General features: G+C 61.6%; 28 protein-coding genes. 19 read left to right on the plus strand and 9 right to left on the minus strand.

Annotated elements, in window-relative coordinates; translation table 11 throughout:
- Positions 1 to 3: 3 nt before the first annotated feature.
- Complete coding sequence (locus tag C5L10_RS25450; RefSeq protein ID WP_105431981.1) at positions 4 to 600, plus strand: glutathione S-transferase; 597 nt, start codon at positions 4 to 6, stop codon at positions 598 to 600.
- A gap of 57 nt (positions 601 to 657) precedes the next feature.
- Here C5L10_RS25450 and C5L10_RS25455 read toward each other — a convergent pair whose 3' ends face one another.
- A complete protein-coding gene (locus tag C5L10_RS25455; RefSeq protein WP_105431937.1) occupies positions 658 to 1,293 on the minus strand; it encodes an outer membrane protein in 636 nt (211 codons plus the stop codon).
- A gap of 682 nt (positions 1,294 to 1,975) precedes the next feature.
- Between C5L10_RS25455 and uvrC the strand changes: the two genes are divergently transcribed.
- The 4 genes from uvrC (at position 1,976) to C5L10_RS25475 (ending at position 5,483) form a co-directional block, all read left to right on the plus strand.
- The gene (gene uvrC / locus C5L10_RS25460; RefSeq protein ID WP_172717169.1) at positions 1,976 to 4,015 is read left to right on the plus strand and encodes an excinuclease ABC subunit UvrC; all 2,040 of its coding nucleotides are present in this window, start codon (positions 1,976 to 1,978) and stop codon (positions 4,013 to 4,015) included.
- A 97-nt stretch (positions 4,016 to 4,112) separates the two neighbouring features.
- Entirely contained in the window at positions 4,113 to 4,700 is a 588-nt protein-coding gene (gene pgsA / locus C5L10_RS25465) for a CDP-diacylglycerol--glycerol-3-phosphate 3-phosphatidyltransferase (protein ID WP_046605600.1), read from the plus strand.
- The gene (moaD, locus tag C5L10_RS25470; RefSeq protein WP_105431938.1) at positions 4,697 to 4,954 is read left to right on the plus strand and encodes a molybdopterin converting factor subunit 1; all 258 of its coding nucleotides are present in this window, start codon (positions 4,697 to 4,699) and stop codon (positions 4,952 to 4,954) included. Before pgsA ends, moaD begins: the two co-directional genes overlap by 4 nt.
- Before the next feature lie 70 nt (positions 4,955 to 5,024).
- On the plus strand, positions 5,025 to 5,483 hold the full coding sequence (locus C5L10_RS25475) for a molybdenum cofactor biosynthesis protein MoaE (RefSeq protein WP_105431939.1): 459 nt from the start codon (positions 5,025 to 5,027) through the stop codon (positions 5,481 to 5,483).
- Positions 5,484 to 5,540: 57 nt separating this feature from the next.
- Here the strand turns inward: C5L10_RS25475 and C5L10_RS25480 are convergent, their stop codons facing one another.
- Together C5L10_RS25480 and C5L10_RS25485 are read right to left on the minus strand one after the other, a co-directional pair.
- Positions 5,541 to 5,729: a type II toxin-antitoxin system Phd/YefM family antitoxin gene (locus C5L10_RS25480; protein WP_105431940.1), complete on the minus strand. Its 189-nt coding sequence runs from the start codon at positions 5,727 to 5,729 to the stop codon at positions 5,541 to 5,543.
- 69 nt (positions 5,730 to 5,798) lie between these two features.
- Positions 5,799 to 6,695: a branched-chain amino acid ABC transporter permease gene (locus tag C5L10_RS25485; RefSeq protein ID WP_105431941.1), complete on the minus strand. Its 897-nt coding sequence runs from the start codon at positions 6,693 to 6,695 to the stop codon at positions 5,799 to 5,801.
- 63 nt (positions 6,696 to 6,758) lie between these two features.
- Here C5L10_RS25485 and C5L10_RS25490 point away from each other — a divergent pair, with 63 nt between their 5' ends.
- Together C5L10_RS25490 and C5L10_RS25495 are read left to right on the plus strand one after the other, a co-directional pair.
- Positions 6,759 to 7,307 (plus strand): CGNR zinc finger domain-containing protein, encoded by a 549-nt coding sequence (locus C5L10_RS25490; RefSeq protein WP_105431942.1) that lies wholly within the window; start codon positions 6,759 to 6,761, stop codon positions 7,305 to 7,307.
- Positions 7,307 to 7,804: a hypothetical protein gene (locus tag C5L10_RS25495; RefSeq protein WP_105431983.1), complete on the plus strand. Its 498-nt coding sequence runs from the start codon at positions 7,307 to 7,309 to the stop codon at positions 7,802 to 7,804. Before C5L10_RS25490 ends, C5L10_RS25495 begins: the two co-directional genes overlap by 1 nt.
- A gap of 86 nt (positions 7,805 to 7,890) precedes the next feature.
- Here C5L10_RS25495 and ndk read toward each other — a convergent pair whose 3' ends face one another.
- Positions 7,891 to 8,313, minus strand: a complete 423-nt coding sequence (gene ndk / locus C5L10_RS25500; protein ID WP_007769585.1) for a nucleoside-diphosphate kinase — start codon at positions 8,311 to 8,313, stop codon at positions 7,891 to 7,893.
- Positions 8,314 to 8,409: 96 nt separating this feature from the next.
- Positions 8,410 to 9,099, minus strand: a complete 690-nt coding sequence (locus C5L10_RS25505; protein ID WP_105431984.1) for a glutathione S-transferase family protein — start codon at positions 9,097 to 9,099, stop codon at positions 8,410 to 8,412.
- A 206-nt stretch (positions 9,100 to 9,305) separates the two neighbouring features.
- On the opposite strand from C5L10_RS25505, the gene C5L10_RS25510 reads away from it, so the two are divergent.
- Positions 9,306 to 10,340 (plus strand): diguanylate cyclase, encoded by a 1,035-nt coding sequence (locus tag C5L10_RS25510; RefSeq protein ID WP_105431943.1) that lies wholly within the window; start codon positions 9,306 to 9,308, stop codon positions 10,338 to 10,340.
- Between the two features lie 130 nt (positions 10,341 to 10,470).
- Here C5L10_RS25510 and C5L10_RS25515 read toward each other — a convergent pair whose 3' ends face one another.
- Positions 10,471 to 11,190, minus strand: a complete 720-nt coding sequence (locus C5L10_RS25515; RefSeq protein ID WP_046605606.1) for a hypothetical protein — start codon at positions 11,188 to 11,190, stop codon at positions 10,471 to 10,473.
- Between the two features lie 219 nt (positions 11,191 to 11,409).
- On the opposite strand from C5L10_RS25515, the gene C5L10_RS25520 reads away from it, so the two are divergent.
- Together C5L10_RS25520 and C5L10_RS25525 are read left to right on the plus strand one after the other, a co-directional pair.
- Entirely contained in the window at positions 11,410 to 11,652 is a 243-nt protein-coding gene (locus C5L10_RS25520; RefSeq protein ID WP_172717170.1) for a cyclic nucleotide-binding domain-containing protein, read from the plus strand.
- A 147-nt stretch (positions 11,653 to 11,799) separates the two neighbouring features.
- Positions 11,800 to 12,123 carry a Crp/Fnr family transcriptional regulator gene (locus C5L10_RS25525; RefSeq protein ID WP_172717171.1) on the plus strand — a complete coding sequence of 108 codons (324 nt, stop codon included), beginning with the start codon at positions 11,800 to 11,802 and terminating at the stop codon, positions 12,121 to 12,123.
- Between the two features lie 76 nt (positions 12,124 to 12,199).
- Here the strand turns inward: C5L10_RS25525 and C5L10_RS25530 are convergent, their stop codons facing one another.
- Positions 12,200 to 13,084: a hypothetical protein gene (locus C5L10_RS25530; protein WP_172717172.1), complete on the minus strand. Its 885-nt coding sequence runs from the start codon at positions 13,082 to 13,084 to the stop codon at positions 12,200 to 12,202.
- 168 nt (positions 13,085 to 13,252) lie between these two features.
- Between C5L10_RS25530 and C5L10_RS25535 the strand changes: the two genes are divergently transcribed.
- From C5L10_RS25535 to C5L10_RS25555, 5 genes are all read left to right on the plus strand, one after another.
- Positions 13,253 to 15,136 (plus strand): ATP-binding cassette domain-containing protein, encoded by a 1,884-nt coding sequence (locus tag C5L10_RS25535; protein WP_105431947.1) that lies wholly within the window; start codon positions 13,253 to 13,255, stop codon positions 15,134 to 15,136.
- A 167-nt stretch (positions 15,137 to 15,303) separates the two neighbouring features.
- The gene (locus C5L10_RS25540) at positions 15,304 to 16,662 is read left to right on the plus strand and encodes a TadE/TadG family type IV pilus assembly protein (RefSeq protein ID WP_105431948.1); all 1,359 of its coding nucleotides are present in this window, start codon (positions 15,304 to 15,306) and stop codon (positions 16,660 to 16,662) included.
- A 9-nt stretch (positions 16,663 to 16,671) separates the two neighbouring features.
- Positions 16,672 to 17,181, plus strand: a complete 510-nt coding sequence (locus tag C5L10_RS25545) for a TadE/TadG family type IV pilus assembly protein (RefSeq protein ID WP_172717173.1) — start codon at positions 16,672 to 16,674, stop codon at positions 17,179 to 17,181.
- 65 nt (positions 17,182 to 17,246) lie between these two features.
- On the plus strand, positions 17,247 to 17,783 hold the full coding sequence (locus C5L10_RS25550) for a TadE/TadG family type IV pilus assembly protein (RefSeq protein WP_172717174.1): 537 nt from the start codon (positions 17,247 to 17,249) through the stop codon (positions 17,781 to 17,783).
- A gap of 150 nt (positions 17,784 to 17,933) precedes the next feature.
- The gene (locus C5L10_RS25555) at positions 17,934 to 18,785 is read left to right on the plus strand and encodes a polysaccharide deacetylase family protein (RefSeq protein ID WP_105431951.1); all 852 of its coding nucleotides are present in this window, start codon (positions 17,934 to 17,936) and stop codon (positions 18,783 to 18,785) included.
- 18 nt (positions 18,786 to 18,803) lie between these two features.
- On the opposite strand, the gene C5L10_RS25560 is transcribed toward C5L10_RS25555, so the two are convergent.
- Both C5L10_RS25560 and C5L10_RS25565 read right to left on the minus strand, forming a co-directional pair.
- On the minus strand, positions 18,804 to 19,253 hold the full coding sequence (locus tag C5L10_RS25560) for a DNA polymerase III subunit chi (protein ID WP_105431952.1): 450 nt from the start codon (positions 19,251 to 19,253) through the stop codon (positions 18,804 to 18,806).
- Positions 19,253 to 20,743 carry a leucyl aminopeptidase gene (locus C5L10_RS25565; protein WP_105431953.1) on the minus strand — a complete coding sequence of 497 codons (1,491 nt, stop codon included), beginning with the start codon at positions 20,741 to 20,743 and terminating at the stop codon, positions 19,253 to 19,255. Before C5L10_RS25565 ends, C5L10_RS25560 begins: the two co-directional genes overlap by 1 nt.
- A 229-nt stretch (positions 20,744 to 20,972) precedes the next feature.
- Here C5L10_RS25565 and C5L10_RS25570 point away from each other — a divergent pair, with 229 nt between their 5' ends.
- From C5L10_RS25570 to C5L10_RS25585, 4 genes are all read left to right on the plus strand, one after another.
- The gene (locus C5L10_RS25570; RefSeq protein ID WP_105431954.1) at positions 20,973 to 21,764 is read left to right on the plus strand and encodes a phosphatase PAP2 family protein; all 792 of its coding nucleotides are present in this window, start codon (positions 20,973 to 20,975) and stop codon (positions 21,762 to 21,764) included.
- Between the two features lie 114 nt (positions 21,765 to 21,878).
- Positions 21,879 to 23,054 (plus strand): LPS export ABC transporter permease LptF, encoded by a 1,176-nt coding sequence (gene lptF / locus C5L10_RS25575; RefSeq protein WP_105431955.1) that lies wholly within the window; start codon positions 21,879 to 21,881, stop codon positions 23,052 to 23,054.
- On the plus strand, positions 23,051 to 24,139 hold the full coding sequence (lptG, locus tag C5L10_RS25580) for an LPS export ABC transporter permease LptG (RefSeq protein WP_105431956.1): 1,089 nt from the start codon (positions 23,051 to 23,053) through the stop codon (positions 24,137 to 24,139). Before lptF ends, lptG begins: the two co-directional genes overlap by 4 nt.
- Positions 24,139 to 26,466 carry an LPS-assembly protein LptD gene (locus C5L10_RS25585; RefSeq protein ID WP_105431957.1) on the plus strand — a complete coding sequence of 776 codons (2,328 nt, stop codon included), beginning with the start codon at positions 24,139 to 24,141 and terminating at the stop codon, positions 26,464 to 26,466. Before lptG ends, C5L10_RS25585 begins: the two co-directional genes overlap by 1 nt.
- Positions 26,467 to 26,490: the final 24 nt, after the last annotated feature.

Below are 26,490 nucleotides of genomic sequence, written 5' to 3' on the forward strand. Positions count from 1 at the left end.
ACCATGAAGCTGCTGTATTCCCCGGCCTCGCCCTATTCGGCCAAGGTGCGCATGGCGGCGCGCCATCTCGGCATCGAGATCACTGAAGTGAAGACCGACACCACCGCGGCCCCGCCGGAGCTCGTGAGCAACAACCCGCTCGGCAAGATCCCGGTCCTGATCCGTGATGGCGAACCGCCGATCTACGACAGCATCGCGATCATGCACTGGCTCGATCGCCAGTCGGGCGGCAAGCTCTATCCGAAGAAGGACGCGAAGCGCACCGAGGCGGAAGTGCTGGAAGCGCTTTGCGACGGCATGATGGATTGCCTGCTGGCGATCGTCTACGAGCGTCGCTCGCGCGACGAGGACAAGGTCCACCAGCCGTGGATCGACAAACAATGGGCCAAGGTGGTGCGCGGACTCGATCACCTGGAGAACAACCTGCCGAAAACCGGCAAGAAGCTGCATGGCGGCCATTTCGCGCTGGCCGCGTTGATCGGTTACCTCGATCTGCGCTTCAACGGGCAATGGGCCGAAGGCCGGCCGGAGCTCGCCTCCTGGCCGGACGTCTTCACCAAGCGCTTCGCTTCCTATACCGCCATGAAATCGGCTGCCTGAAACAAAAAAGCCCGGGCCGAAGCCCGGGCTTTCCCCAGCCTGTTAAGGCTATCGAAATTAGAACTTCACGCCGATACCTACCTTGACGCTGTGATCGTCGAAGCCCTTCGAAACCGAACCGGAATCGAGCGAGTAGCTGTCCGAACCGAAATCCGTGTAACGGTATTCGACACGAGCGGTGATGTTGTTGGTGACGAAGGCTTCGGCACCCGCACCGACCGTGTAACCGACGGCGGTCTTGTTGTCGGACGAAGTCGCGTCGCGCAGTTCGTTGTCCTGCAGGGCGACACCGGCCGTACCGTAGATCAGGAAGGGGTTGAGGTCGTAACCGACGCGGCCGCGAACCGAGCCGTTCCAGCCGGCCTTGCCTTCAAAGCCGTCATCCGTGGTGCTCTTCGTGCCGTTGTAACCAACGTCTGCTTCGAGACCGTAGACGATCGAACCGCTCTGGAAGTTGTAGCCGGTATAAGCACCGCCGCCGAACTGGCCGTCACGGTCGCCGCTGCCGAAGCGACCCCAGTCATACTGACCATAACCACCGAGATAGAAACCCTGCCAGCTGGCGGCCGGGGCCGGCTCTTCGACTGCAACCGGGGCCTGCGGAACTTGTTCGACGGCATCAGCGGCATTGGCCGCAGAGATGGCGATGAAGCTGGCTGCCGAGGCCATCAGAGTTGCGATGAGAGTACGCATACATTTTCTCCTTTTACTGCTGCGCCGGGAATTCGCCGCGACAACATGGTTGGCGACACATTTGTTCCCTGCCCGCTGAAACCGAATGTGGAGGTCAATTGAGGAATAGAAAGAGCCGAAATGTGAATTGATTGTGGCACACAGAAGGCCAAAATTTGATGTTGCTGTATCGCAACACACGTTTGATTAACCTTAAGCAATGCTTACTTTGAATATAGATACTTTTACATTTATAAATTACTTCTTAAATCCAAAGCACAACTCAGTCAATACACCTACCGGCGCTAACCGGCGCGAGCGCCACTCGCCAAGTTCGACTTGTATTCGCAGCAAAACCGGATCGGGCGCTTGTAGAAACCGAAGTCTGAGCTGAAATACGCACGTATTTCTCCTCTCCGCAGGAAGGCGGCCGGAACCGGCGGCGCCTGCCGCCGGATTTCTGCCTTAAATATTCCACCGCCGGAATGGCCATTTGGGCCTTAGTCAAGAGCACGGGGCGGAATTCTCGCCAGCGCTTTCAAAATCTGCCCCGACACACTATTTCTCCGGCAGCGGCCTTCGTGCAGGGAATCGGGCCGCTTCAGCGCAATATTTTGACAAGCTGCCGGTCTCCGGCACATGTCATGGGCGCACGGTTCGAATCGGTGATGGCCGGATGTCGATATCCGGCGGAGACTATGGAATGAACGGAACGAAGCTGCCCGACGGCGGCGTTCTCTATGACGAGACGGAAGAAGACGACGACGATGTGCTCGTGGCAGAACCGAGCCAAGGCCCCGCTGCGTCGATCGACTGGAACGAGGGCTGGAAGAACGAGACCGGGCTGAAGGGCGCCGACCTGATCGCCGAATTCGTCAAGCACCTGCCGAATGCGCCAGGCGTCTACCGGATGTTCAACGACACGCAGGATGTGCTTTACGTCGGCAAGGCGCGCAGCCTCAAGAAGCGCGTTGGCAATTATGCCCAAGGCCGCGTCCATTCCAACCGCATCGCCAAGATGGTGCGCGAAACCACCCACATGGAATTCGTCACGACGCGGACGGAAACCGAGGCGCTGCTGCTCGAAGCCAATCTCATCAAGCGCCTGCGGCCACGTTTCAACGTTCTTCTGCGCGACGACAAGTCGTTTCCCTATATCATGATCACCGGCGACCACCGGGCTCCGGCGATCTTCAAGCATCGCGGCGCGCGGGCGCGCAAGGGCGATTATTTCGGACCCTTCGCCTCGGCTGCTGCCGTCGGCCGCACCATCAATTCGCTGCAGCGCGCCTTCCTGCTGCGCACCTGCACCGACAGCGTGTTCGAGACCCGCACCCGCCCCTGTCTGCTCTTTCAGATCAAGCGCTGTTCGGGGCCTTGCACCCACGAGATCAGCGACGAGGGTTATGCGGCGCTGGTTGGCGAAGCCAAGGATTTCCTCTCCGGCAAGAGCCAGAACGTCAAGTCGGCGATCGCCCGCCAGATGGCGGAAGCTTCCGAGGACCTCGATTTCGAGCGCGCCGCGGTCTATCGCGACCGCTTGGCGGCGCTCAGCCACGTCCAGAGCCATCAGGGCATCAATCCGGCCGGCGTCGAGGAGGCGGATGTCTTCGCCATCTACAACGAGGGCGGCCTCTCCTGCATCCAGGTGTTCTTCTTCAGGACCGGCCAGAACTGGGGCAACCGGGCCTATTTCCCGAAGGCCGATCCGCAGCTTTCCGGCCCGGAAGTGCTCAACGCCTTCCTGGCGCAGTTCTATGACGACAAGCCGGTGCCGAAGCAGATCCTGCTGTCCGAGACCGTCGAGGAACAGGAATTGCTTGCCCAGGCCTTCTGCGAAAAAGCCGGCCACAAGGTGACGATCTCGGTGCCGCAGCGGGGCGAGAAAAAGGACCTGACGGACCACGTTCTGGCGAACGCCCGCGAGGCGCATGGCCGCCGGCTTGCCGAAACCTCGTCGCAGGCGCGCCTGTTGCAGGGGCTTGCCGAGACTTTCGGGCTTTCCTTCGTACCGCGCCGGATCGAGATCTACGACAACTCGCATATCATGGGCACCAATGCGGTCGGCGGCATGGTCGTCGCCGGGCCGGAAGGTTTCGTGAAGAGCCAGTACCGCAAGTTCAACATCAAATCGACCGACATCACCCCCGGCGACGACTTTGGCATGATGCGCGAGGTGATGACCCGCCGTTTCTCGCGCCTGCTCAAGGAAGAGGGCATTCCGGACCGTACCGCCGCGGCGGCCGCCAGCGCCGAGGATGCGGCCGACGCCGCCTTCCCGGCCTGGCCGGACGTGATCCTGATCGACGGCGGCCAGGGGCAGATGAGCGCGGTACGCGCCATTCTCGACGAACTCGGCATCCGCGACGTGGTGACCGCGATCGGCGTCGCCAAGGGCGTCGACCGCGACGCCGGCCGCGAGCGGTTCTTCGCCGACGGACGGTCAGACTTCTCGCTGCCGCCGCGCGATCCGGTCCTCTACTTCATCCAGCGCATGCGCGACGAGGCCCATCGTTTCGCGATCGGCTCCCACCGGGCGCGGCGCAAGAAGGAGATGGTCAAGAACCCGCTCGACGAGATTTCCGGTATCGGGCCTGGCCGCAAGCGCAAGCTCCTGCAGCATTTCGGCACGGCGAAGGCGGTGTCGCGCGCCGGCCTGACCGACCTCATGGCGGTCGAGGGAATTTCGGAAGCCGTCGCCAAGCAGATCTACAATCATTTTCACGAGAACCGGGCCGGCTAAATCGGCATGACGCCATCGGCTGCAAAAAAGCCGCGAACCCCTGTTGACGCCTTCCTCCTGAGGCATCAACTAGGAGCAAACATCCGGAAGGCTCCCCATGGCGTCGCGCGCATACAATATTCCCAATCTTCTGACCTATGCGCGCATCGTGGCGGTGCCGATCATCGTCGGCTGCTTCTTCATCGAGGGGCAGCTTGAAAGCTCGGATGTCGCGCGCTGGACAGCGCTGGTGCTTTTCGCCGTCGCGTCGATCACAGACTATCTTGACGGTTATCTCGCCCGCATCTGGAACCAGACGTCGAATATCGGCCGAATGCTCGATCCGATCGCCGACAAGCTGCTGGTCGCCGCCGTGCTGCTGTTGCTCGCCGCCGACCAGACGATCGCCGGCTGGTCGCTCTGGGCGGCAATCACCATCCTCTGCCGCGAAATCCTGGTGTCGGGCCTGCGCGAATATCTGGCTGCGCTGAAGGTCTCCGTGCCGGTCACGCGCATCGCCAAATGGAAGACGACGATCCAGATGGTGTCGATCGCCTTCCTGCTTGCCGGGCCTGCCGGCGACAAGATCTTGCCCTACACGACCCAGATGGGCATCGTGCTTCTCTGGCTCGCCGCGATCCTGACCTTCTACTCGGGCTATGATTACTTCAAGGCCGGGGTCAAACATCTGGTGGACGAAGAATGACCGTCAAACTCGTCTATTTCGCCTGGGTGCGTGAACGGATCGGCAAATCCGAGGAGGATCTCGACCTGCCGGCAGACGTCATCACAGTCAATGACCTGCTCGCGCATCTGACGGCGCTCGGCGAGGAATACGAGAACGCGCTGCAGTTCCCCGACGTCATCCGCGTCGCCATCAACCAGGAACATGCCGAACACGACGAACCGATCGCCGGCGCGCGCGAGATCGGCATCTTTCCGCCGATGACCGGAGGGTGATAATGGCTGGGGCCGGCGCCAGTTGCGGAGCACCCCACTCCTCCCCAGCGGGGAGAGGAAGAGGTTGCTCATGACCGCTCCCACCATCCGCGTCCAATCCGCCGACTTCGATCTGCAGGCCGAAATTGCCGCCCTCACCGCCGGCCGCAAGAATATCGGTGCCGTCGTCACCTTCACCGGCCTCTGCCGCGACGAACAGGGTGCATTGTCGGCGCTGGAGCTCGAACATTATCCGGGCATGGCGGAAGCGGAGATGTTTCGCATCGGGGAACTGGCGATCGAGCGCTTCTCGCTGCTCGGCCTCACCGCTATCCACCGGTTCGGCAAGATCATGCCCGGCGAAAACATCGTGCTGGTCATCGCCGCCGCCCCCCACCGTCAGGCGGCCTTCGACGGCGCCAATTTCGTCATGGACTTTTTGAAGACCTCAGCGCCGTTCTGGAAAAAGGAACACGCCGCCGACGGCGCCCAAGGCGACTGGATCGCCGCCAAGGACGCGGACGACACTGCGCGCGACAAGTGGCGGTGATTACGGCGGAGATACCTGCTCGTCACCACAGGCGGGTTAAGCCGGGAACCGTGTCAGCTAGAAGAAATCAGGTCCGCCACCTTCGACCTTGCCCTTCAGCAGCCCGATTGTGAATTTCCGCCGCGGCATCGGAACGATCTTCGCGATCGGCGTATTCCCCTCGACAATCTCGACCTCCTCGCCGGCCCTCGCCAGATCGATGAGCTTCGAAAAATTATTCTTTGCTGCGTCGATCGTGAACTGCATGACGTGCCTCGCGTTGTTCCGCTAGGATACTCCAATTTCTCACGAAGCCCATCCTGTTCGCGTATCCGTTCAAGGCACCGCCCGCTCCCGCCGGCTCATCACCAGCACCACGACCAGCGTTGCGACCACAAAAAGGTCGCGCCAGACGATTGGGCCGTAGCCGCTCCAAAGCGTTTCGGCAAAGCCGATGACGGCCGCGCCCGCGGCGGCACGCAGGGGATTGGAATGACCGCCGGCCGCCGCGATCAGCACGACCTTCAGGCCGAACAGCAGGCCGGCGCCAAAATCCATCGTGCCGTAGTGGGAGGTCGCGAGCACGCCGCAGATGGCGGCGTAGAATGCCGCCGCCGCGTAGGCCGTGACGAAAACCCGTGCGGAATTGGTGCCGGAGAGTTCAGCCGCCAGCGGATCGTCCGAGACCGCCCGCCACACGCGGCCCCAATGGGTGCGCGCCAGCACCAGATAACCCGCGCCGATGATCCCCAGCATGACGGCAACGTTGGCAAGTTGGATCAGCGTCAGGGTCACCGGAAAGCCGTCTGCGTGCCAGAAGACGACCGCGTCATTGAGGAACGGCGGCAGCCAGAGTTCGCGGGTATCGGCGGCGATCCGGGCGCCTTCCATGAGCACCATCAGCGCGCCGAGCGAGGCGACTATCACCGCATTCGGCGAGATCTTTGCAAGCGGGCGCATGACCACCTGCCCGATCGTTACCCCCGCCCCTATGCCGCCGGCGATCCCGGCCGCGGCGCCCAGTCCCAATGCGGCCGGCAGGATCAGCCAGAGCCGGTTCCAGCCGAAATGGGCGGAGAGCAGGTAGAGATGCCCGGAAAAGGCGAAAATCGCCCCATAGGTGATGTCGGCCCGCTTCGTCACGGCAAAGGCGATCGCATATCCGAAGGCAAGCGTTGCGTAGAGCGTCGCCAGCGGAACCGCGTTCGCCAGTTGCTGCAAGAGATAGGCCATGGGCACTCCGATAGCGACGATGAATATAACTGGTCAACCGCATTTTACCAGTTATAATATCGCATGAGCTTTTCCTGGACCCCGCATCGTTTTGCCGGTGGCGCGCTGGCGCTGGATGTCGCCAACAGCGTCATCCTGCGCTTCGATCCCGAGCACAGGATCGACCGGTTCGCCGAGCCGCAGCAAATGCGCGCCTTTCCCAAAGCAGCCGAGAAATTCTCGGCCGAGCGGGCGCTGTTCGGGGATCTCGCACCTGTCCCGGCCGAGAACCACACGCCGTTCATCGCGCTGCGCGAAGCAATAGACCGCTATTTTCGCGCCCGTGTTCGTGGTGACGACGCGCAGACATTGCTTGCCGATTTCCTCGAAGCGACGGCAGCCATCCTGCGCCGTGCCGGGAGGAATTCGCTGGAGGCGGCGACCGCCCATTCGGCGCTCAGGCTGCTTGCCGACGAAGAAATCTCGCGGATGAAGATCTGCGGCAGCTGCGGCTGGCTGTTCATCGACCGAAGCCGCAACCGCAGCCGGACCTGGTGCGACATGGCGGTGTGCGGCAACCGGGTCAAAGCCAGTCGCCATTATCATCGGAGGAAAAAGGAGGCCACGTCATGATGCACCGGTTTATGGTTCTCAGCCTTGCAGCCCTCACCCTTGCCGCATGCCAGCGAGAGGCGGAAAAACTGGTCGAGGTGAGCGGGCATATCTTCGTGTTCAATTACCGGGTCGCCAGCGCCACCTACCTCGTGACGCTCAACAAGACCGGGCCGATACCGGACGGAACGGTGGCAATCGCCAAATTCGACAATCCCGCCGGCGGCGATCCGATCGTCATCCGTGAAAAAATCTTCCCCGCTTGGAACAAGATCACCCTGCAGAGCCCCAATGTCCGCTGCGTGCGCAAGGACAAGCCCTATTCCGTGGATATCCGACTGGTGGATGCGGGCGGCCGGACGCTGCAGGAATTGAAGACCCAGCTCGTTTCCGACGTCGACCAGTCGGTGCTTCCCAGCAAGCCGCTGGTGCTCGGAGCCGGCTACGAGCGGAACCCGGACGTCTTCAAGCCGGACGGGACGGCAGACTACGGGCAGGACGACGACTGCCCTGCCTGAGGCCGTAGACGCCCAAATCCCAAAACGAAAAAACCGGGGCCAAAACCCCGGTTTCATCAAAGTGTTACGTCGAGACGAGGCTTAAATCAGCCGACGATCTCGGTTTCGGAGAACCAGTAGGCGATTTCCTGGGCGGCAGTTTCCGGAGCGTCGGAGCCGTGAACCGAGTTCTCGCCGATCGACAGCGCGAAGGTCTTGCGGATGGTGCCTTCGTCAGCGTTGGCCGGGTTGGTGGCGCCCATGATCTCGCGGTTCTTCAGGATGGCGTTTTCGCCTTCCAGAACCTGAACGATGGTCGGGCCGGAGGTCATGCCTTCAACCAGTTCGCCGAAGAACGGACGTTCCTTGTGAACGGCGTAGAAGCCTTCTGCCTCGCGCTTGCTCATCCAGACGCGCTTGGAAGCGATGACGCGCAGGCCATTGTCTTCAAACACCTTGGTGATGGCGCCCGTGAGGTTACGCTTGGTGGCATCCGGCTTGATCATCGAAAACGTGCGTTCAATCGCCATTGTTCTATCCTTCGTTTCCTGTGGCCCCGTGACTAGGGGGAAAGTGGGCGGTCTTTACCCGCCCCTTTCGCTGGAAACAAGGGGGTTCGGGCAATTTCACGCCGCTGTCACACTGCGTCCGACGCCATTATGCAGGTCGAGGCAGCGCTCGAACCACAACCGGACCGGGTCGTCGTCGGAAAACACCTTGGTGCCGGCAGTGATGCGCATCCACTGCAGCGCGCCGAACAGGATGTAGTCGACGAAAAGCGGGCCGTCGCCGCCGATGAAGTCATGATATTTCAGGGCATGGCGGATCGGCTCCAGCTTCGGCGCGAAACCGTCGATCTCCGCCTGGCGACTCGCTTCCATCTCTTCGAGCGTCCTGCCGAGCCGAGCCTCGCGGCTGGCGCGGAAATAAACCTGGTCGGTCTCTCCGAGCATGTCATGAATGTTCTTGACCGCGATCTTGGTGATCGCGGTATGCACCACCATCTGGGAAAAACCCTCGACGAAACGGGCGAGCGCCTTGCCGGCCGGGCCGCCGAACAGCGTCGGCCGGTCCGGATAGGTCTCCTCCAGATAAAGCGCGATCTCGAAACTGTCGCGGATCAGCTCGTTGCCGTCCCGAAGGATCGGCACCGTCTTCGAAAATCCGCCCTCGAGGCTGGGGATCTCGGTAAACGGCGTCGGTTTCTCGATGAAATCGAGGCCCTTGTGGGCGAGCGCCTGCACGACTTTCCAGCAATGGGGCGAAAACGGGCGGCTCTCGTCGGCGCCGCAGAGCGAATAGAGAATACGGGTCACGGCAGGCTCCTGATCTGAACGTTCGGCCAGCGATATTGAAGGCAAATTTTCGTTTGAATCCAATCAGGAAATTTCATGGGTCGCAGTCGATCGACCATTTCGACAATCCCTTAACCGTAACGACCGGCAATCCGGCCCGTTTTAGCAAATGTTAAAACCGGTCCCGCATGGCTTGTCGCACGATCGAACAATTGTGAGGATGAGACATGGCGGGCGAAGCGAGCAGAACGGGACAGGGTCGCGGCCTGCAGGCTGTCGTCCAGCTCATGGCGAAGCTGGACGTGAGCGGCCTGCCGCGCAATTACGAGCTCTTCCACGAGGCGCTGCTGGGCGGCGACCCCGCCCTTTCGCGCGAAGTCCTGGCGCTTCCCGCCGGTCCTTCCCAGACGGTGCTCGACGAGATGGGGCTGCGCCATCAGCTCTCGGCTTTCGTGGCACTCATGCCCGCCAGGGGTCGCGATCAGGAAATAAAGCTGCTGCTGGAACTCCGCGACAAGATGGCAAGCGGCGTCACCCAAAAGAAGGGCTTCAGCCGGGTTATGGAAACCGTCGCCCGTAGCCTGCGCCAAGACAGCACCGCGGGGCCTGAGGATATTCTGGCCGAGATCGAATATCTGAGCGTCTCGCTCTCCGATGCCGTGGTCGCCGAAACCGAACTGGAAGCCATTCTTCGCGCCGGTGCCGATCGTCTCGTCAAGGCCGAACGCGAGGCATCGGTTGCCCGCTCGGTGACACTGCGCGACCGGCTGACCTCGCTGCCGAACCATGCGGCGCTCGCCGAACGGCTGGAGGCACTCTTCGGTGTCGACGCCGACAGCCGCGATACCGCCCTCTTCCTGGTGACGGTTACCGACTTGCCGCATTTCGCCCGCACCTACGGCGATCCCGCCGTCAACCGGATCGTCAAGAAGGCCGCCTCGATCTTCCGCAAGGCGATCAAGAAGAACGATTTCCTCGCGCGCATCGGCAAGGGTGATTTCGCCTTCGTCTTCCGCGACGTCGGCCGCGACAGCGTGCAACCGATCGCCGAGCGGCTGATCGCCTCGATCACCGACAATCTCGTCTTCGCCGCCTCCGACGGCACCAGCGGGATCGGTCTTTCGGTCGGCGCGGCTCTCACCGCGGAAGCTTTTTCACCGCAGGAACTCCGCCTCCAGGCCGGCACGGCGCTTGAAACAGCCAAGGCCAATCCGCGAATGATCGTCGCGCTTCACGGCGAGGCACCGAAACGGTCGTCCTGAGGCGGCCAGGATTTTTTCCAAAATAGAAGAGGCCACGGTTTCCCGCGGCCTCTATTCTGCGAACGAAGATCGGCGGCCGACAGCGATACGTCCGCGGCCGCCCTCTTGTCCTACCAGGAGGTCGGCGGGATTATGCCGGCACGAACTGGTTCTTCTGCGTGAACCGAACGGAGACATCCGTGACACCGCCAAAGCTCACCTCGTAGGCCGCCGAAGACGTCGCGGTGTCGATCACCTGTCCCTGAACGAAAGAGCCGGCGAGAATGTAATATTTCGGCTTCGGCGTGAACTGGTACAAGAGGCCGGGCTCGAGCTGGACCGCGATCGTCGGCTTGCCGGCCATGGCGATGCCGACATTCAGGTAGACGCTCTTGCTGGCCTGCACGGGCACGGTCGGAATGGTGTCGTCGGCCTGGGCGAGGATAAGGCCTTTCGTCGCGTCGGATGGCCCCGCCGGAAAACCGGGAGCGCCATAGGGGAACGGTCCCTGATAGGTCACCGGCACCTGGTTCTGATTGTTGATCATGACGGCGACCGAACTCGCCGTCTGGAAGGAACGCGGCGAGCCGGGCGTGCCCTGCTGCTGAACGTAGCCAACCGTCACGGAATAGTCGATCGTCCAGTTGAAGGAAGACGTGCTCGGCTGGTCGGGGGTACCCGCAGCGGCGCCGCCGACCATCCAGGCCAGCGACAGGGGGTCGACCGACGGCCCGATAATCTTCGGGATCGTCTGGAACAGGGCAAACTGCTGCCATTTCGCGTTTTCGTTGAGAACCGTGAGGCTGTAGGGCTGGCCCGCTGCCTGCGCGCTGAAGGCTTTGATCGCGTTCTGCCCCATGTAAATGGTCATAATACATCTCCTCATTTGGGTCGCCGCCACGACACCATGCGGTGACGGCATCTGTGCTCACGGCACCGGCTTCCGCGGAGCATCATTTGCACAAACACAACCTAGGATATTTAAATCTGAAAATATGTCACACAGGTAACAACCCTGATTTGCATTTTTGCTAAATATCAACCCTACAGACGGCAGCCATGTTTCCGATTTCAGGGTGGTCACGAGCAGATGAAAACGATGAAGAATCCGACAATTTCGGACGAGATAAGGAAAATGGAATTGTTCGGCGCCGCAGATGACGCCGTTATTTCCATGCTTGCAAAAAAGGTAAATATAAACACATACAGAGATCGGCAAACGCTGTTTCTGAGCGGCGACCCTTGCGATACACTTTACATTATACTTTCGGGCGGCATCTATCTTTATTTTATATCCGAAGAAGGCAACGAAGTGATTTTTTCGGAGCTTTAGGCGGGGGACGCAGTCGGCGAGATCGAGTTCGCCCTCAACTACCGGCACTCCTCGAACGCGGTGATATGCGGGGCGACGCGGCTGCTCGAAATCGATCGGAAAACATTCAACGCGCTCTCGGCAATCCCGCAGGTGTCTTCATACCTGATGCGGACGATCGCCCGAAAGCTCCACCGCACCATCATGTTCGCGGAGGGAATGGCGCTTTACCCGCTGGAGATTCGCCTTGCTCGCCTGCTGCTCAATCTCGGCGCCTCCCACGGGCGGTCGACCAACGACGGCATCCTCATCGAAAAACCGATATCCCAGAGCCGCATGGGCCAGCTCATCAATGCCAGCCGGCCGCGCATCAACGCCCAGCTCCAAGCCTGGAAAAGCGAACGGCTGATCGGCGTGCGGCAGCACCGCATCGTCATTTTCAACAAGAGATCGCTGCAGATCATCTCGCGCCATTCAGACCCGGCAGCCTGAATGACACGGATGCTTGCGAGCGCCGGACCGGTGTGGCGATGCCCGGCGCCCCCGGCGCCCGGCCGGATCCGGCGGCTTACGGGCAGCCGTTCTTGACGATGGCGATCAGGTCAGCGGTATCCTGGGTGAAACTCGGCCCGTAGACGCCGTCCGGCGCGCCGCTGGAGACGACGCTGACCGCCTTATGGACGTTGTTGGCGGTCACGAACCACGCCCCGCCGCTTGCGCCACCTCCATACATGGGATGCGGCCCGGCTTCGTAGGCGGTGCCGGCCTGCACGGCGATGCGGGCCGTTTCCCGATACATGTATTCGCCGCCGTCGAGCCGCCCGGGGTAGCCGGTGATCGTCACATTGTCATCGACATGGGCGCCGTCAATGCCGAGTTCATACTTGCCGACGGCGGACGCCTGGGTGGTGCGCATCACCGAATAATCGAACTGCGAGCGCGCCATGCTCGGCGGGTTGCCCGACACCTCGGTCCAGCGCAACAGCACCGCCACCCGGTCGATTTGGTAGAGAGTCCCGCCACCGCCCGCATAACCTTGATAAAAGCGGATATTGGTGGCTTGGTTGCCGTTGCCCCAGGCGGAATGGGCGGCACCCATGACGATCCGGTCATCCGCGACAAACTGAGCGCTGGCCGTGTAATCCACGCCGCCGAGCGTAAACAGCAGCTTGCCTCCGAACTTATAGGGCGCTTCATTGATCGGCGCTCGCTCCGCATCGGTATCCTTGAGGCTGCGCCGTTGTTCGGAGAGACCACCCTCGCCCCGGCTAATCGTCTCCCCAAACGGAATCGCGTTGGCGATCCGTTCCGCAGTCCAGTAGCCGCCGGCGGCGCCCGCCAACAGAGCGCCGCCAGGGCTCCAGCAGGTAAAGTCCACCGCACCGGCGCTGAGCGGCGTCATCAGTGCGGATGCCGACAGCAGCATCGACCAGATCAATCTCGTTACTCTCATGACATTTGCTCTCCCGATCGAAGTTCGGTCGCACCATCGCGGCCCGCGGCGGCGCCGCCTCAACGATCTACCAGAGCATGCAATTTTCTTCTGTTTCCCTCGGCACAACGGAATGCCGATCCATCGGCGCCCTTGCCAACAAACGGTGTTTCGGCCAAAACCGCCGCCATGATCACGATTACCGAACTTTCCGCCCGCATCGCCGGGCGTCTCCTCCTCGACAATGCCAGCGTGACGCTTCCGGCGGGCACCAAGGCGGGGCTCGTCGGCCGCAACGGCGCCGGCAAATCCACGCTGTTCAAGGTCATCACCGGCGAGCTGGGGTCGGAGACCGGTTCGGTTTCCTATCCAAAGAGCGCCCGTCTCGGCCAGGTGGCGCAGGAAGCGCCGGGCACGGAGGATTCGCTGATCGAAATCGTGCTTTCCGCCGACAAGGAGCGCGCCGCACTTCTGGCTGAGGCGGAAACCGCCACCGATCCGCATCGCATCGCCGACATCCAGATGCGGCTCGTCGACATCGATGCGCATTCGGCAGAGGCGCGCGCGGCCAGCATTCTCGCCGGTCTCGGCTTCTCCCAGGAAGCCCAGGCCCGCCCCGCCTCGTCGTTTTCCGGTGGCTGGAGGATGCGCGTGGCGCTCGCCTCCGTCCTGTTTGCGGAGCCCGACCTGCTGCTGCTCGACGAACCGACCAACTATCTCGATCTCGAAGGCACGTTATGGCTGGAAGACTATATCCGGCGTTATCCGCACACCGTCATCATCATCAGCCATGACCGCGACCTCCTCAACAACGCGGTCAACGCCATCGTGCATCTCGACCAGAAGAAGCTGACCTTCTACCGCGGCGGCTACGACCAGTTCGAGCGGCAGAAGGCCGAGGCCGACGAACTGCAGACCAAGGCGAAGGCCAAGAACGAGGCGGCCCGCAAGCACCTGCAGAGCTTCATCGACCGCTTCAAGGCCAAGGCCACCAAGGCCCGACAGGCGCAGAGCCGCGTCAAGGCGCTGGAGCGCATGGGCACAGTCGCCGCGGTGATCGAGGACCACGTCCAGCCGATCACCTTTCCCGAGCCGGAAAAGCAGCCCGCCTCGCCGATCGTTGCGATCCAGAACGCCGCCGTCGGTTATGAGCCGGGCAAGCCGATCCTCAAGAACATCACGCTGCGCATCGACAACGACGACCGCATCGCCCTGCTCGGCTCGAACGGCAACGGCAAGTCGACCTTCGCCAAGTTCATCGCCAGTCGCCTCAAGGCGGAAAGCGGCGATATCCGCCTGGCGCCGAGCCTGAAGATCGGCTTCTTCGCCCAGCATCAGCTCGACGATCTCGTGCCGGCGGATTCGCCCGTTGCCCATGTGCGCCGGCTGATGCCGGATGCGCCCGAGGCCAAGGTTCGCGCCCGCGTGGCGCAGATGGGGCTTGCGACGGAAAAGATGGCGACGGCCGCAAAAGACCTGTCGGGCGGCGAAAAGGCGCGCCTGCTGATGGGCCTTGCCGCCTTCCACGCGCCAAACCTCCTGATCCTCGATGAACCGACCAACCATCTCGACATCGACAGCCGCCGGGCGCTCATCGAGGCGCTCAACGACTACGAGGGCGCCGTCATCCTGATCAGCCACGATCGTCACCTGATCGAGGCCACCGTCGACCGGCTGTGGCTGGTCAACAACGGCACCGTGTCGAATTTCGAAGGCGACCTGGAGGAATACCGCAACCTGATCGTCAGCTCCGGTAAAAAAAAAGAAGAAAAAGTTGAGCTGATCGAAGATCTCTCCTCTAAGGCGGACCAGCGCAAGGCGAATGCCGAAAAGCGCGCCTCGCTCGCGCCGCTCAAGAAAAAGATCAACGAAGTCGAGGCTGTAACCGCCAAGCTGGAGAAACTAATCAAGGCTCTTGATAAAGAACTTGGCGACCCCGCCCTCTACGAAAAAACTCCAGCCAAGGCCGCCCAGAAGGCCAAGGAACGCGGAGAAGCCGCCGCCAAACTCTCTGCCGCCGAAGAGGAATGGCTGATGCTGTCGTCGGAATACGAAGAGGCGATGGCGGGGTGAGTTTGCTCCAGCGGTGAATATTACCCCCTTGCCGACCAGGCCAGCTATATCCTCGGCGGTGTGGCGGGGGAAATCGCCGAACCCGGCACCCGCAATGCGATTAATCATTAAATTAGGAATGCATTATAATATCGGCCGATTATTCACAGGGATGATTTTCAGGCCTTATGTCCAATCCGCGGCGGCTTCTCGCTATTTCTGGCCTGCTCGCGGATCGCCGCGGCAATATTGCCATCATGTTCTCTCTGCTGCTCGTGCCGCTGATCACCGCCGTCGGCGCCAGCCTCGACTACGTGCGGGCCTATAACGCTCGTTCGAAGATGCAGGCCGATCTCGATTCCGCCTTGCTCGGCGCAGTGAAAAGCGTGGGAACACTGGACAATGCCGCGCTCAAGAAGCGCATCCAGGAGTGGTTCGCTGCCCAGACCGATCTCGGGAGCGGCGGCTACACGCTCGAAGAAATCGACATCGACACATCGAACAATAAGATCACGGCGACAGCCCGCGCGATGGTGCCCACGACGCTACTCAAGATTGCAGGCATAGATGACGTCGGCGTCGCCACCTCCTCGTCGGTCGAAGGCCCCGGCCGCGCCTATCTCGATGTCCATATCGTACTCGACAAATCCGCTTCGATGCTGCTCGCGGCAACGAGTGCTGGTCAGTCCAGCCTGATGTCGTCACCCGCCAAGTGTGCCTTTGCGTGCCATACGCCGGAAGGGGCAACCTTCTCCTACAAGGGCAAGACCTATAACAATGTCTACGACCTGTCGGTGGCGATGAACATCAAGTTGCGGGCCGATGTCTCGGTGGACGCCGCGCGCGAAGTTCTAGACCTCATCGACACGGCAGACGCCGCCCATGAACGCATCCGGGTCGGCCTCTATACTCTTGGCAAAACCGCGACCCAGGTGTTGTCTCCGACCTTCTCGACCTCGGCGGCCCGCACAAAGCTGAACAGTAAAACCAGCGGCATGACGAGCGCCACCTCCGAAGACGCGACATATTTCGACACTTCCCTGACGGCCCTCAAGCCCATGATCGGAACGGCCGGAGACGGAACCACCAAGGATGCGCCGCTGAAACTCGTGTTGATTCTGACGGACGGCGTCCAGTCCGAGCGCAACTGGGTGCTGCAAGACAATTCCGGCATCCGCTTCCCGACAGCAAAAAGCTCGCTGCAGACCGTCGTCACCCCGATCAATTCCAAGTGGTGCAAACAGGTGAAGGACCTCGACGCCACTATCGGCGTTCTTTATACCGAATACCTGCCGATGACCTGGGACTGGGGTTACAATGCGACGCTCGGCAAGACGATGAGCAGCAGCGGCTTCAGCTCGATCTGGGGAGGCACGGTCGCTTCCGGCAAGAGCAGCAGTACTAGGACCGCCTATATCCCCAAAGCGCTCGAAGAATGCGCAACGAGCGGCGATCTTTTCCTGCAGGCGAACTCTGCCGAGGAAATCGAGGAAGGCCTGTCCTCGCTGTTCAAGCAATATCTCTCCAAGGTAAGGCTGACAAACTAGATGACGCTGATGCACCGTTTCAAAGCCCTCTTGCGGAACGAGCAGGGAACGGCCGCGGTCGAGTTTGCACTGCTTGTCCTGCCATTCTTCGTCTTCCTGTTTTGCATTCTCGATATGGCGCTGATGTTCTTCGTCGACAGCGCGCTCGATTCGGCCCTGCATATGGCCGCCCGTTCCGTCCGGGTCGGCACCGCCTATTCGAACGGCTGGGATCTCGCCACCTTCAAGAGCAATGTCTGCGACGGCATGGCACTGGCCTTCAGTTGCGAGGACGAACTGCTGGTCACGACCACCACGATGTCCGATTTCTCGTCGATGAGCTTCACGTCGCCGGTCAGCGGCGGTGTTCTGTCCGTAACCGAGAGCTTTTCTCCGGCCGGGTCGGGGGAATACGTGATGATCCAGGCTTTCCTTCCCTGGGACAGCCTGCTGGCCGCGATCGGCGCAGACGTCAACACGCTCGCCGATGGTACCTATGTGCTCTCCGCTTCCGTGATTTTCAGAAATGAACCCTTTTGAGAAATCGCGCGATGGCACCAAGGCATGATCCCGACCACGGGCAAGGGAACCGGCGCGAAAGAGGCATGCGGGCCCTGCTCGCCGACCGCAAAGGCCAGTCCGGCATCGAGTTCACCCTGCTTGTGCCTGTGATGGCGCTGCTGTTCGCGGGCACCGTCGATCTCGGAGAAGGCCTGATGGTGAAGCGGAAGATCAACCAGATCGCGGAAGTGGCGAGCGACATCGTCTCCCAGGAAACGAGCTGGAGCAACAGCGAGCTCAATACCCTTCTCCAAGGGACCGCCTCCATTCTCATTCCCTTCAACAGCAGCGCACTCGCAATCCAGGTGGCCCTCATAGACTTCGACGCCGCTGGCAACGCGAAGGTCAACTGGTCGTCGGCCTTTCAAGCGAACGCGCAGGTATCCGGGGACCCGCCCGCCTTCGAAATCCCCGCCGACCTGATCGAAAGCAACGTGCAGCTCGTCGTCGTGCAGGTGAATTACGCGATGACGACGCCTTTCACGTCGCTGTTTTCCACCGTCACCGGCTCAGGCGAGTACAGCTTTGTCGGCAAGGCGATCTCCCGCCCGCGGGTCGGCGACAAAATCGCCAAGAAGTAGAGCAGGACCTGCCATGCGGCAGAAGCCGTCCTTGCGGCCCGTGTCGCAAGTTGCCTGCGGCGGACAACCCATCATAACCAGCCATTAACCATAATCGGCGAATGTGACGTCGCTTCAACTCCTTAGTCACTTTTCAGCCGAGTCGCTCCCATGTTTGTCCGCGTCCTTTGTGTCGCCGCCGCCGTCGCGTGCCTTCTTTCCTCCTGCGCCGGTCGCAGCCAGACCGAGGCCGGCTCGCTTGCCACTTCATTTGCACCCGCCAAGGGGCTTTCCTCGTCCAAATCGCCTAAAAAGGCGGAGGCGGATTCGCCGGTGGCGCTGACGCCCGTTGCCTGGGGTCGTTTCAACAAGCCCGGCAGCCTTTCCGGCCGCACCCTCACCGCCTCGTCGCTTTCCGACCTGAAGCTCGCCGACAAGGAGGTCGTGCTGACCTTCGATGACGGCCCGATGCCGAAGAAGACGGAGAAGATCCTCTCCATCCTCGACGAATACGACGTCAAGGCGACCTTCCTGATGGTCGGGCAGATGGCCAAGGCCCATCCGGAGATCGCCCGCAAGGTGGTCAATGCCGGCCACACGATCGGCAGCCATACCTATCGCCATGCCGACCTGCAGAACCTTTCCTTCGATGCGGCCGTGGCCGAAATCGAAAAGGGGCGCGATGCGGTGACCAGCGTCACCCATGAGGATGCCGGCTTCTTCCGCTTCCCCTATCTCGCCGACACCAAGCGCCTGCGCCAGTGGGTCGCCTCGAACAGCATGGTGGTGCTGGACGTCCAGGTCGATTCCAAGGATTATTTCGGCGTCTCGCCGGCCGCCGTCGCAACCCGCACGATGAATTCGCTACGCGCCCACGGCAAGGGCATCATCCTGCTGCACGACATCCATGCCCGCACGGCCGCCATGCTGCCGGCGCTGCTCACCCAGCTGAGCGCAGAAGGCTACAAGGTCGTTCGCCTGCGCCACAGCAATTCGTCGATGATGATGGCCTGGCTGAACTGAGGGAAAGAATACGCGGGGTCAGGCCTTCTTGACCCAGCGCCCCTCTTCCGACTGCTGCCAATAGGTCAGCGCATGCCCCTCGCCCTTCAGCTTCTTCCACTGGGCACGGGCATTGTCGACTTGAACGGTATCGTAGCCGTCGAACATGAAGACGATCCGGTCATAGTTGGCGATCGGCGGCGGCTCGGCACCATCCACCAGAAAACGAACCGTCGCACCGTTGCCGTTTTCGGCAGCGGAGGTCAGCAGCACCGGCTGCGCCTCGGCCATCGGCGAGGCGTCGGTGCCATGAGGCAGGAAACTGTCCTCGCGGAAGGTCCAGAGATGCGCGTCGAGAAAATCCCGACGCACATCGGCGCTCGTCTGCACCGCCACCTTCCAGCCGCGCTCGACGCTCTTTTCGAGCAGCGCCGGCAGCGCCTCCTCGAGCTTCGATTCGGTCAGGTGATAGAACAGGACTTCGGTCATTAGCTCTCGTAATGCGCCCGCACGAGTTCGTCCAGCAGCCGGACACCGTAGCCGGATCCCCAGGACTGGTTGATCTCGCTCGACGGCGAGTTCATCGCGGTGCCGGCGATATCGAGATGCGCCCAGGGGGTTTCACCGACGAAGCGCTTGAGCAGCTGCGCTGCGGTGATCGACCCGGCATGACGCCCGCCGGTATTCTTCATGTCGGCGAATTTCGAATCGATCAGCTTGTCATATTCCTTGCCGAGCGGCATGCGCCACAGGCGCTCGCCGGTGACGTCCCCGACGCCGGCCAACTGGCCGGCCAGCGTGTCGTCGTTGGAGAACAGACCCGCCTGCAGATTGCCGAGCGCCACCAGGATCGCGCCGGTCAGGGTGGCGAGATTGATCATGAAACGCGGCTTGAAACGATCGTTGCAATAGTGAAGCGCATCGGCAAGCACCAACCGGCCTTCCGCATCGGTGTTGATGATCTCGATCGTCTGGCCCGACATGGTGGTGACGATGTCGCCCGGTCGCTGGGCGTTGCCGTCAGGCATGTTCTCGACGAGGCCGAGAATGCCTATCGCGTTGACCTTGGCCTTGCGGGCGCCAAGTGTATGCATGAGGCCGATCACGGCAGCGGCGCCGCCCATGTCGCCCTTCATGTCCTCCATGCCGGCGCCCGGCTTGAGCGAAATGCCGCCGGTATCGAAAACGACGCCCTTGCCGATGAAGGCGACCGGCGCATCCTTCGGCTTGCCGCCCTTCCATTGCATGACGGCGAGCCTCGGCGGCCGGACCGAACCCTGCGCCACGCCGAGAAGCGCGCCCATGCCGAGCTTCTTCATCTCTTTTTCGGTGAGGATTTCCACCTCGACGCCGAGCTTCTCCAGTTCCTTGGCCTTGTCGGCGAATTCGACCGGCCCGAGCACGTTCGGCGGCAGGTTGACGAGTTCGCGGGCCAGCAGCACGCCGCCGGCGATCGCCTCGGATTCGGCAAAAGCCTTCTTGGCGCCCGCAGACTCGGGGGTGACGATCGTCACCTTCACCGTCTTCGGCGCCTTTTCCTCGTCGTCGCCCTTCTTCGTCTTGTAGGTGTCGAAACTGTAGGCCCGCAGCAGCATGCCGAGCGCGAAGCCGGCCAGTTCGGCAGCGCCGACCGCAAGGCCGGGCACATCCGTAAAGATCGCCACCCTAGTCATCGACTTGACCGTGGAAGCGGCAATGCCGCCGGCCTTCAGCCAGTCGTAGGCGGTCAGCGCCTCGGCCTTGCCGAGGCCGAGCACGACCAGCCTGTCGGCGGGAGACCCCTGCGGCGCGATAATGTCCAGCGTCGACATCGACTTGCCGGAAAACTTCGCGATCTCCGCCGCCCGGGTCACGATGCCGGCAGGATCGGCATCGGCAGCTCCCGCTGCCGGCCCGTTGCCGGCAAGCTTGAGCTGGATGGCAAGGCCGCCGTCGATCTTGGCGGACTTGGCGAAGGAGATATCGAATTTCACGGACATTGCGACTCCAGGAGGCTTTCGAAAGAACGCGGCGATCATCGCCGTTTCGGCCGCGAGCGCAAGGGCGAGATGTCACAACCGCGTCAACCCGTTGCAGCCCCCTCTCCGACGCGTCAAAAAGCCCGATTTCGGGAGCGGACATTCCCGGCTATCGGCAGCCGTCCCCTGTTCAAATCCGACGCGTCTTGCTCTAGGGTCGCGCCGCCCGACGACCAACGGATCATTTCGCATGACATCGCCTTCCCCAACCGCCCCCGAATGGCTTGCCGCCACGCGACGATTCTTTGCCAGGCCGAAGGGCTGGTTCATCGTGCTGATGGTGCTCTGGTGGGTGCTGCTGGCGGTCTTCTACCTGGCACCCCAGATCGACCTTGCCGTGGCGCGCGCCTTTTTCGCCCAGGCCGCCTGTGGCGAGGCTATCGAACGAGGCCGGGTCTGCGGCAGTTTTCCCTATGGTGGAGAAACCGTCTTCGTCCTGATCCGGCGCGTCCTCTTCTACCTGCCGGCGCTGGTCGCGATCTACATCCTCTACCGGCTGATCGCCAACCTGCAGCACCACGGCGTGAGCTATAGTCCGCGCAAGACGCGGGATTATTCCATCGCCCTGATTTCCTTCCTGATCGGCCCGTATGTGCTGGTCAACCTGATCCTGAAGCAGGTCTCCAACCGGCCTCGCCCCTACGAGACCAACTTTTTTGGCGGCAAGGACGTGTTCACGCCGGCCGGCGATTTCGGCGGCGCCTGCGTTGGCAACTGCTCCTTCATTTCCGGCGAGGCGGCGGGCGCCGGATGGCTTGCCTGCCTCATCGTTTTGCTGCCGAAACCGCTGCGTCCGGTGCTCGGGCCGCCGCTGATCGCCATCTCGCTGATCTCGCCGGCGCTCAGGACCTCATTCGGCGGCCATTACTTTTCGGACGTGACGCTCGGCTGGTTGTCATCGCTGGTGGTTTATGCAGCGGTGGCTGCGTGTTTCGAAATGTCACAGCGAAGAAGAAAACGGAATTCGCAAACAAATTTGTGACGCAGCCCCTGTCGCAAAGCTGATCTCAATCGCTTAGATAGGCGCGACCGTCATCTCGGGGTAACCAGCTGTCACCATTCCCCGGGTGACGTTGTGCAAGGTATCTAGGCCGGAATGAAGCTTCTCGAAGTCTACATATTGCGCCGGATTTTTCAGATGTTTCTGGTGACGCTCCTGCCGGTGCTCACCATCATCTGGACCATCCAGGTGCTGGGACGCATCAACCTGGTCACCGATACCGGCCAGTCGATGGGCTCGTTCGCGACTCTTGCAACCTTCATCCTGCCGACCATCATCCCCGTCGTGCTGCCCTTCGCGCTCGTCATCGGCATTACCCAGACGCTGACGGCGATGAACAACGATTCGGAGCTGCCCGTCATCGACGCTGCCGGCGCGTCGCGCAGCATCATTTACCGGCCGGTGCTGATGCTCGGGCTCGCGCTTAGTCTCTTCTCGTTCCTGGTGACGAATTTCGTCGAGCCGCCGTCTCGCGTCGCGGCCCGCCAGATGGTCGCCGCCGCTTACGCCGACCTGCTGTCCTCGGTCATCGAGGAAAAAACCTTCCGCAGCATCGAGCCGGGACTCTACGTGCAGATCTCGGAGCGCCATTCCGGCCGGGTGCTCAAGGGCCTGTTTGTCGTCGATTACCGCGACCCGAATTTCGACCTCATCTATTACGCCCGGGAGGGATCGATCGACGAAAGCGGTACCTCGCTCACCATGCGTGACGGCGAGGTCCACCGCAAATCCGCCGACGGACGCATCTCGATCATCAAGTTCGTCTCCTACGCTTTCGATCTGTCGGCGATGACGAAGGCGGAAGGCGGTCTGCCGCAATATTCGACCGACCGCAGCCTCGCCTTCCTTCTGAACCCGGATCCGAACGATCCGGTCTACCAGAAATCGCCGGACGCCTATCGGTCGGAACTGCACAGGCGCTTGTCCGACTGGCTTTTCCCGATCACCTTCGCGCTGATCTCGCTGGTCATTGCCGGCAGCACCCGCTCGCACCGGCAGACCCGGGTCCATCCGATGGTGTTCGCGCTTTTCCTCGCTTTCGGCGTGCGCTGGCTCGGGTTCTCGGCCACCAACATGGTCGAACGCCATCCGCTCTACACGCCGCTTCCCTACGCGGTGCCGATCGTCTTCTCGCTGATTGCGATCTTCATGCTTGCCACCAACCGGCAGTTCTCGGCGCCGCGCTTCATCGCTCGCGGCATGTCGCGCCTCGCCAGTAGCATGCAGCGGCGCATACCAGCCTCGCGGACTTCGGGCGGAGGTACGGCATGATCTTCACGACGCTCGGCCGGTATTTCTTCCGTCGTTATATCATCACAGCTCTCTGGTTCCTGCTCGGCGTGGGCGCCATCATCTTCCTCGCCGACTTCAGCGAAACCAGCCGCCGCATGTCCGGCTTTAGCGGCTACACGGTCTCGGCCGGGCTGGCGATGACCGCCATGCGCGTGCCGCTCATCCTGCAGCAGACCATCCCGACGCTCAGCCTGTTTATCGGCATGACGGTGCTGATCGCACTCAACCGCCGCTACGAACTGGTGGTGACGCGCGCCGCCGGCATTTCCGTCTGGCAGTTCATCTCGCCGTTCGTCATCGGAGCGTTTCTGATCGGGCTCGCAACCTTGCTTGTGATCAATCCGCTCGCCGCCTGGGGGCAGCGCGAATCCGCTTCCATGGAGGCAAGCTGGCGCGAAGCGAGCAACCGCTCCCGGGCATCTGCCTTCGTTCCTTGGATCCGTCAGATCAGCGGCGACGACGATACGATCATCGGCGCCAAAAGCTATCAGGAGAAGGGTACTCTGCTTGTCGACGTGGTGGCTTTCCAGTTCGACAAGGAGGGCCGCGTGATCATGCGGCAGGACGCCAAGACCGCAAAATTGGAAGATGGTTACTGGCTGCTTAACGAGGTTTTGGAAAACCGGCCGGGCGAAATTCCAGTGCGTCGCGAGACAGCACAGGTTCGCACCAAGTTGAAGCAGGAATATATCCAAGAGAGTCTTGCGCAGCCTGATACTGTTGCGTTTTTTGATCTTTCCAGAAAAATCGAGGTCAGCAAATCTTTCGGCATTCCCACAAAGGCGCTCGAGACGCAGTATCACTCGCTGCTCTCCCTGCCGATCCTGCTCGTGGCAATGACTCTCATTGCTGCAACAGTCTCATTAAAATTCAGTCGGTTCGCCCAGTCCCGCTCCGTGATTCTGGGTGGAATAGTTTCTGGCTTCGTGCTTTATGTCGTCACGGTGCTTGTGAAGGCATTCGGAAGCAGTGGGGCAATTCCTCCTTTCGTGGCGGTCTGGATTCCAGTGATCGTCGCGACGGCACTGGGGACGACGATTCTGCTTCATCAGGAGGATGGCTAGTGGCGGTAAGTGACCGCAAACATATAAGACGGCTCGCCGCCGCCCTGCTGACAGGTGTGTCTGTATGCGTATTTGGCGTATCCGCAACGGTTGTGCAGGCTCAGGGTCTGGTGCCTCAGGCAGCGGACGGCGCCAAGATGCTGTTGCGCGCCAATGAGCTCGTCTACAATCAGGACGCCGAGGTGGTCACCGCGACCGGTGGCGTGCAGATCTATTATAACCGCTACAAGATGGTTGCGCAGCGCGTTCAGTACGATCAGAAGAGCGGCCGCGTCATGGCGACCGGCAATATCGAGCTGATCGAGCCGGGCGGCAGCCGCGTCTATGCCGAACAGATGGACGTCACCGACAGCTTCGGCGAAGGTTTCATCAACGCGCTTCGCGTCGAGACCACAGACAATACCCGTCTTGCCGCCGAGAGCGCCGAGCGCCAGCCCGGTGACCTGATGGTGCTCAACAATACCGTCTACACCGCCTGCCTTCCCTGTGCCCAGACGCCGGGCAAGGCTCCACTCTGGCAGGTCAAGGCGCAACGGGTGGTCCGCAATGGCCAGACCCATACGATTCGGCTTGAAAACGCCCAGTTCGAACTGTTCGGCCTGCCGATCGGTCGCCTGCCTTTTGCAATCGAGGTGCCGGACGAAACGGTCGAGCGCAAGTCGGGCCTTCTGTTCCCGCAGTACAGCGCGAGCGACAATCTCGGCTTCGGCGTGACGGTACCCTACTATCACGTGTTCTCACCGAGCATGGATGCGACGCTCAGCCCTACCTATTATTCCAATCAGGGGCTGCTGCTTCAGGGCGAGATCCGCAACAAGTTCGAGACAGGCGAACATACGTTCCGCTTCGCCGGGATCCATCAGAACGATCCGGAAGCCTTCGATCCGAATACCAGCGACCGGGCTGCGGACAACCGCCTCATGGCCGCCTCCAAGGGCGAGTTCAAGATCAACCCGCGCTGGACATTCGGCTGGAACGTCATGACCCAGAGCGACAACAACTTTTCGCGGACCTACAAGCTGACCGGCGTCGGCGGCGGCACGTTCACCAACGACGTCTATCTCACCGGGCTGGGGACGCGGAACCATTTCGACCTGCACAACTATTATTTCAACATCCAGGACGACACCTATAGCAACACGGCCGAGCAGCAGCAGGCGATCGTCTATCCCTCGCTCGACTACACCTACTACGCGCCGGAACCGATCCTCGGCGGCGAGCTTTCGGTCACCTCCAACATTACCAACCTGTCCCGTCGCGAAGACGACTGGTACAGGGAAGGCACGACCAATCGGTTCCCGGGTCTTGAAGGCAGCTACAGCCGCCTGACCGTGGAAGCCGAATGGAAGCGCACCTTCAACACGCTCGACGGCCTGCTGCTGACGCCGATCCTTGCCGCCCGCGGCGACGGCATCCGCCATACCGGTTCCGGCACGCCGGGGCCCTATTTCGGCGATATGGAGTCTGAAGGCGCCAACGGCCGTTACATGCTCACGGCCGGTCTCGAGGCCCGTTATCCGATCCTGCTGACCACCGAAAACAGCAGCCATATCATCGAGCCTATTGCGCAGATCTTCGCGCGTCCCGACGAGCAGATGGCCGGCGGATTGCCGAACGAGGATGCCCAGAGCTTCGTCTTCGACGCCACCAGCCTTTTCGAACGCGACAAGTTCTCGGGCTTCGACCGTGTCGAAGGCGGCACGCGCGCCAATGTCGGCCTCCGTTATACCGGCACGTTCGCCAACGGCATCGGCGTGCGCAGCATTGTCGGCCAGTCCTACCAGATTGCCGGCCAGAACTCGTTCGCGACCGAGGACCTGGTTCAGGCGGGCGCCAATTCCGGGCTCGAAACGCGCCGGTCCGACTATGTCGCGATGGCGGCCGTCGATCTGCCGCTGGGCCTCACGATCGGGGCAAACGCCCGCTTCGACGAGAAGACATTCGCGATCAAGCGCACCGATGCCTCGCTTTCCTACACGACGCCGCGGGTGAGCGGCTCGCTGGTCTACACGCAGGTCGATGCTCAGCCGGAATACGGTTCGGACGACGCGCAAGACGTGCTGAAGCATTCGATGAGCTTCCGGATCAACGAAAACTGGGCGCTTGCCGGCACGGCGACCTGGGATCTCGCGGACAAGGAACTGGTCCGGCGCGGCATCGGCATCAGCTATGCGGACGAGTGCACGATCTTTACGGTTGCCTATTCCGACAAGCCGTCGGACACGGCTGCCAACGACTGGACCGTCAGCGCCCGCCTGAGCTTCCGCACGCTCGGCGATATCAGCGTCGGCTCGACCGAAGGTTTCGATCAGGACTACCGCTACTGACGTCGCGGCTTGTCCGATCGGCTG

The organism is Neorhizobium sp. T6_25 (genome assembly GCF_002968555.1).
GTDB lineage: Bacteria > Pseudomonadota > Alphaproteobacteria > Rhizobiales > Rhizobiaceae > Neorhizobium.

Excerpts from the sequence above, each read along its gene's own strand:
- C5L10_RS25450 (WP_105431981.1), top strand. The coding sequence starts at position 4 with ATGAAGCTGCTGTATTCCCCGGCCTCGCCCTATTCGGCCAAGGTGCGC.
- C5L10_RS25455 (WP_105431937.1), bottom strand. The coding sequence starts at position 1,293 with ATGCGTACTCTCATCGCAACTCTGATGGCCTCGGCAGCCAGCTTCATC.
- uvrC (WP_172717169.1), top strand. The coding sequence starts at position 1,976 with ATGAACGGAACGAAGCTGCCCGACGGCGGCGTTCTCTATGACGAGACG.
- pgsA (WP_046605600.1), top strand. The coding sequence starts at position 4,113 with ATGGCGTCGCGCGCATACAATATTCCCAATCTTCTGACCTATGCGCGC.
- moaD (WP_105431938.1), top strand. The coding sequence starts at position 4,697 with ATGACCGTCAAACTCGTCTATTTCGCCTGGGTGCGTGAACGGATCGGC.
- C5L10_RS25475 (WP_105431939.1), top strand. The coding sequence starts at position 5,025 with ATGACCGCTCCCACCATCCGCGTCCAATCCGCCGACTTCGATCTGCAG.
- C5L10_RS25480 (WP_105431940.1), bottom strand. The coding sequence starts at position 5,729 with ATGCAGTTCACGATCGACGCAGCAAAGAATAATTTTTCGAAGCTCATC.
- C5L10_RS25485 (WP_105431941.1), bottom strand. The coding sequence starts at position 6,695 with ATGGCCTATCTCTTGCAGCAACTGGCGAACGCGGTTCCGCTGGCGACG.
- C5L10_RS25490 (WP_105431942.1), top strand. The coding sequence starts at position 6,759 with ATGAGCTTTTCCTGGACCCCGCATCGTTTTGCCGGTGGCGCGCTGGCG.
- C5L10_RS25495 (WP_105431983.1), top strand. The coding sequence starts at position 7,307 with ATGCACCGGTTTATGGTTCTCAGCCTTGCAGCCCTCACCCTTGCCGCA.
- ndk (WP_007769585.1), bottom strand. The coding sequence starts at position 8,313 with ATGGCGATTGAACGCACGTTTTCGATGATCAAGCCGGATGCCACCAAG.
- C5L10_RS25510 (WP_105431943.1), top strand. The coding sequence starts at position 9,306 with ATGGCGGGCGAAGCGAGCAGAACGGGACAGGGTCGCGGCCTGCAGGCT.
- C5L10_RS25515 (WP_046605606.1), bottom strand. The coding sequence starts at position 11,190 with ATGACCATTTACATGGGGCAGAACGCGATCAAAGCCTTCAGCGCGCAG.
- C5L10_RS25520 (WP_172717170.1), top strand. The coding sequence starts at position 11,410 with ATGAAAACGATGAAGAATCCGACAATTTCGGACGAGATAAGGAAAATG.
- C5L10_RS25525 (WP_172717171.1), top strand. The coding sequence starts at position 11,800 with ATGCGGACGATCGCCCGAAAGCTCCACCGCACCATCATGTTCGCGGAG.
- C5L10_RS25530 (WP_172717172.1), bottom strand. The coding sequence starts at position 13,084 with ATGAGAGTAACGAGATTGATCTGGTCGATGCTGCTGTCGGCATCCGCA.
- C5L10_RS25535 (WP_105431947.1), top strand. The coding sequence starts at position 13,253 with ATGATCACGATTACCGAACTTTCCGCCCGCATCGCCGGGCGTCTCCTC.
- C5L10_RS25540 (WP_105431948.1), top strand. The coding sequence starts at position 15,304 with ATGTCCAATCCGCGGCGGCTTCTCGCTATTTCTGGCCTGCTCGCGGAT.
- C5L10_RS25545 (WP_172717173.1), top strand. The coding sequence starts at position 16,672 with ATGCACCGTTTCAAAGCCCTCTTGCGGAACGAGCAGGGAACGGCCGCG.
- C5L10_RS25550 (WP_172717174.1), top strand. The coding sequence starts at position 17,247 with ATGCGGGCCCTGCTCGCCGACCGCAAAGGCCAGTCCGGCATCGAGTTC.
- C5L10_RS25555 (WP_105431951.1), top strand. The coding sequence starts at position 17,934 with ATGTTTGTCCGCGTCCTTTGTGTCGCCGCCGCCGTCGCGTGCCTTCTT.
- C5L10_RS25560 (WP_105431952.1), bottom strand. The coding sequence starts at position 19,253 with ATGACCGAAGTCCTGTTCTATCACCTGACCGAATCGAAGCTCGAGGAG.
- C5L10_RS25565 (WP_105431953.1), bottom strand. The coding sequence starts at position 20,743 with ATGTCCGTGAAATTCGATATCTCCTTCGCCAAGTCCGCCAAGATCGAC.
- C5L10_RS25570 (WP_105431954.1), top strand. The coding sequence starts at position 20,973 with ATGACATCGCCTTCCCCAACCGCCCCCGAATGGCTTGCCGCCACGCGA.
- lptF (WP_105431955.1), top strand. The coding sequence starts at position 21,879 with ATGAAGCTTCTCGAAGTCTACATATTGCGCCGGATTTTTCAGATGTTT.
- lptG (WP_105431956.1), top strand. The coding sequence starts at position 23,051 with ATGATCTTCACGACGCTCGGCCGGTATTTCTTCCGTCGTTATATCATC.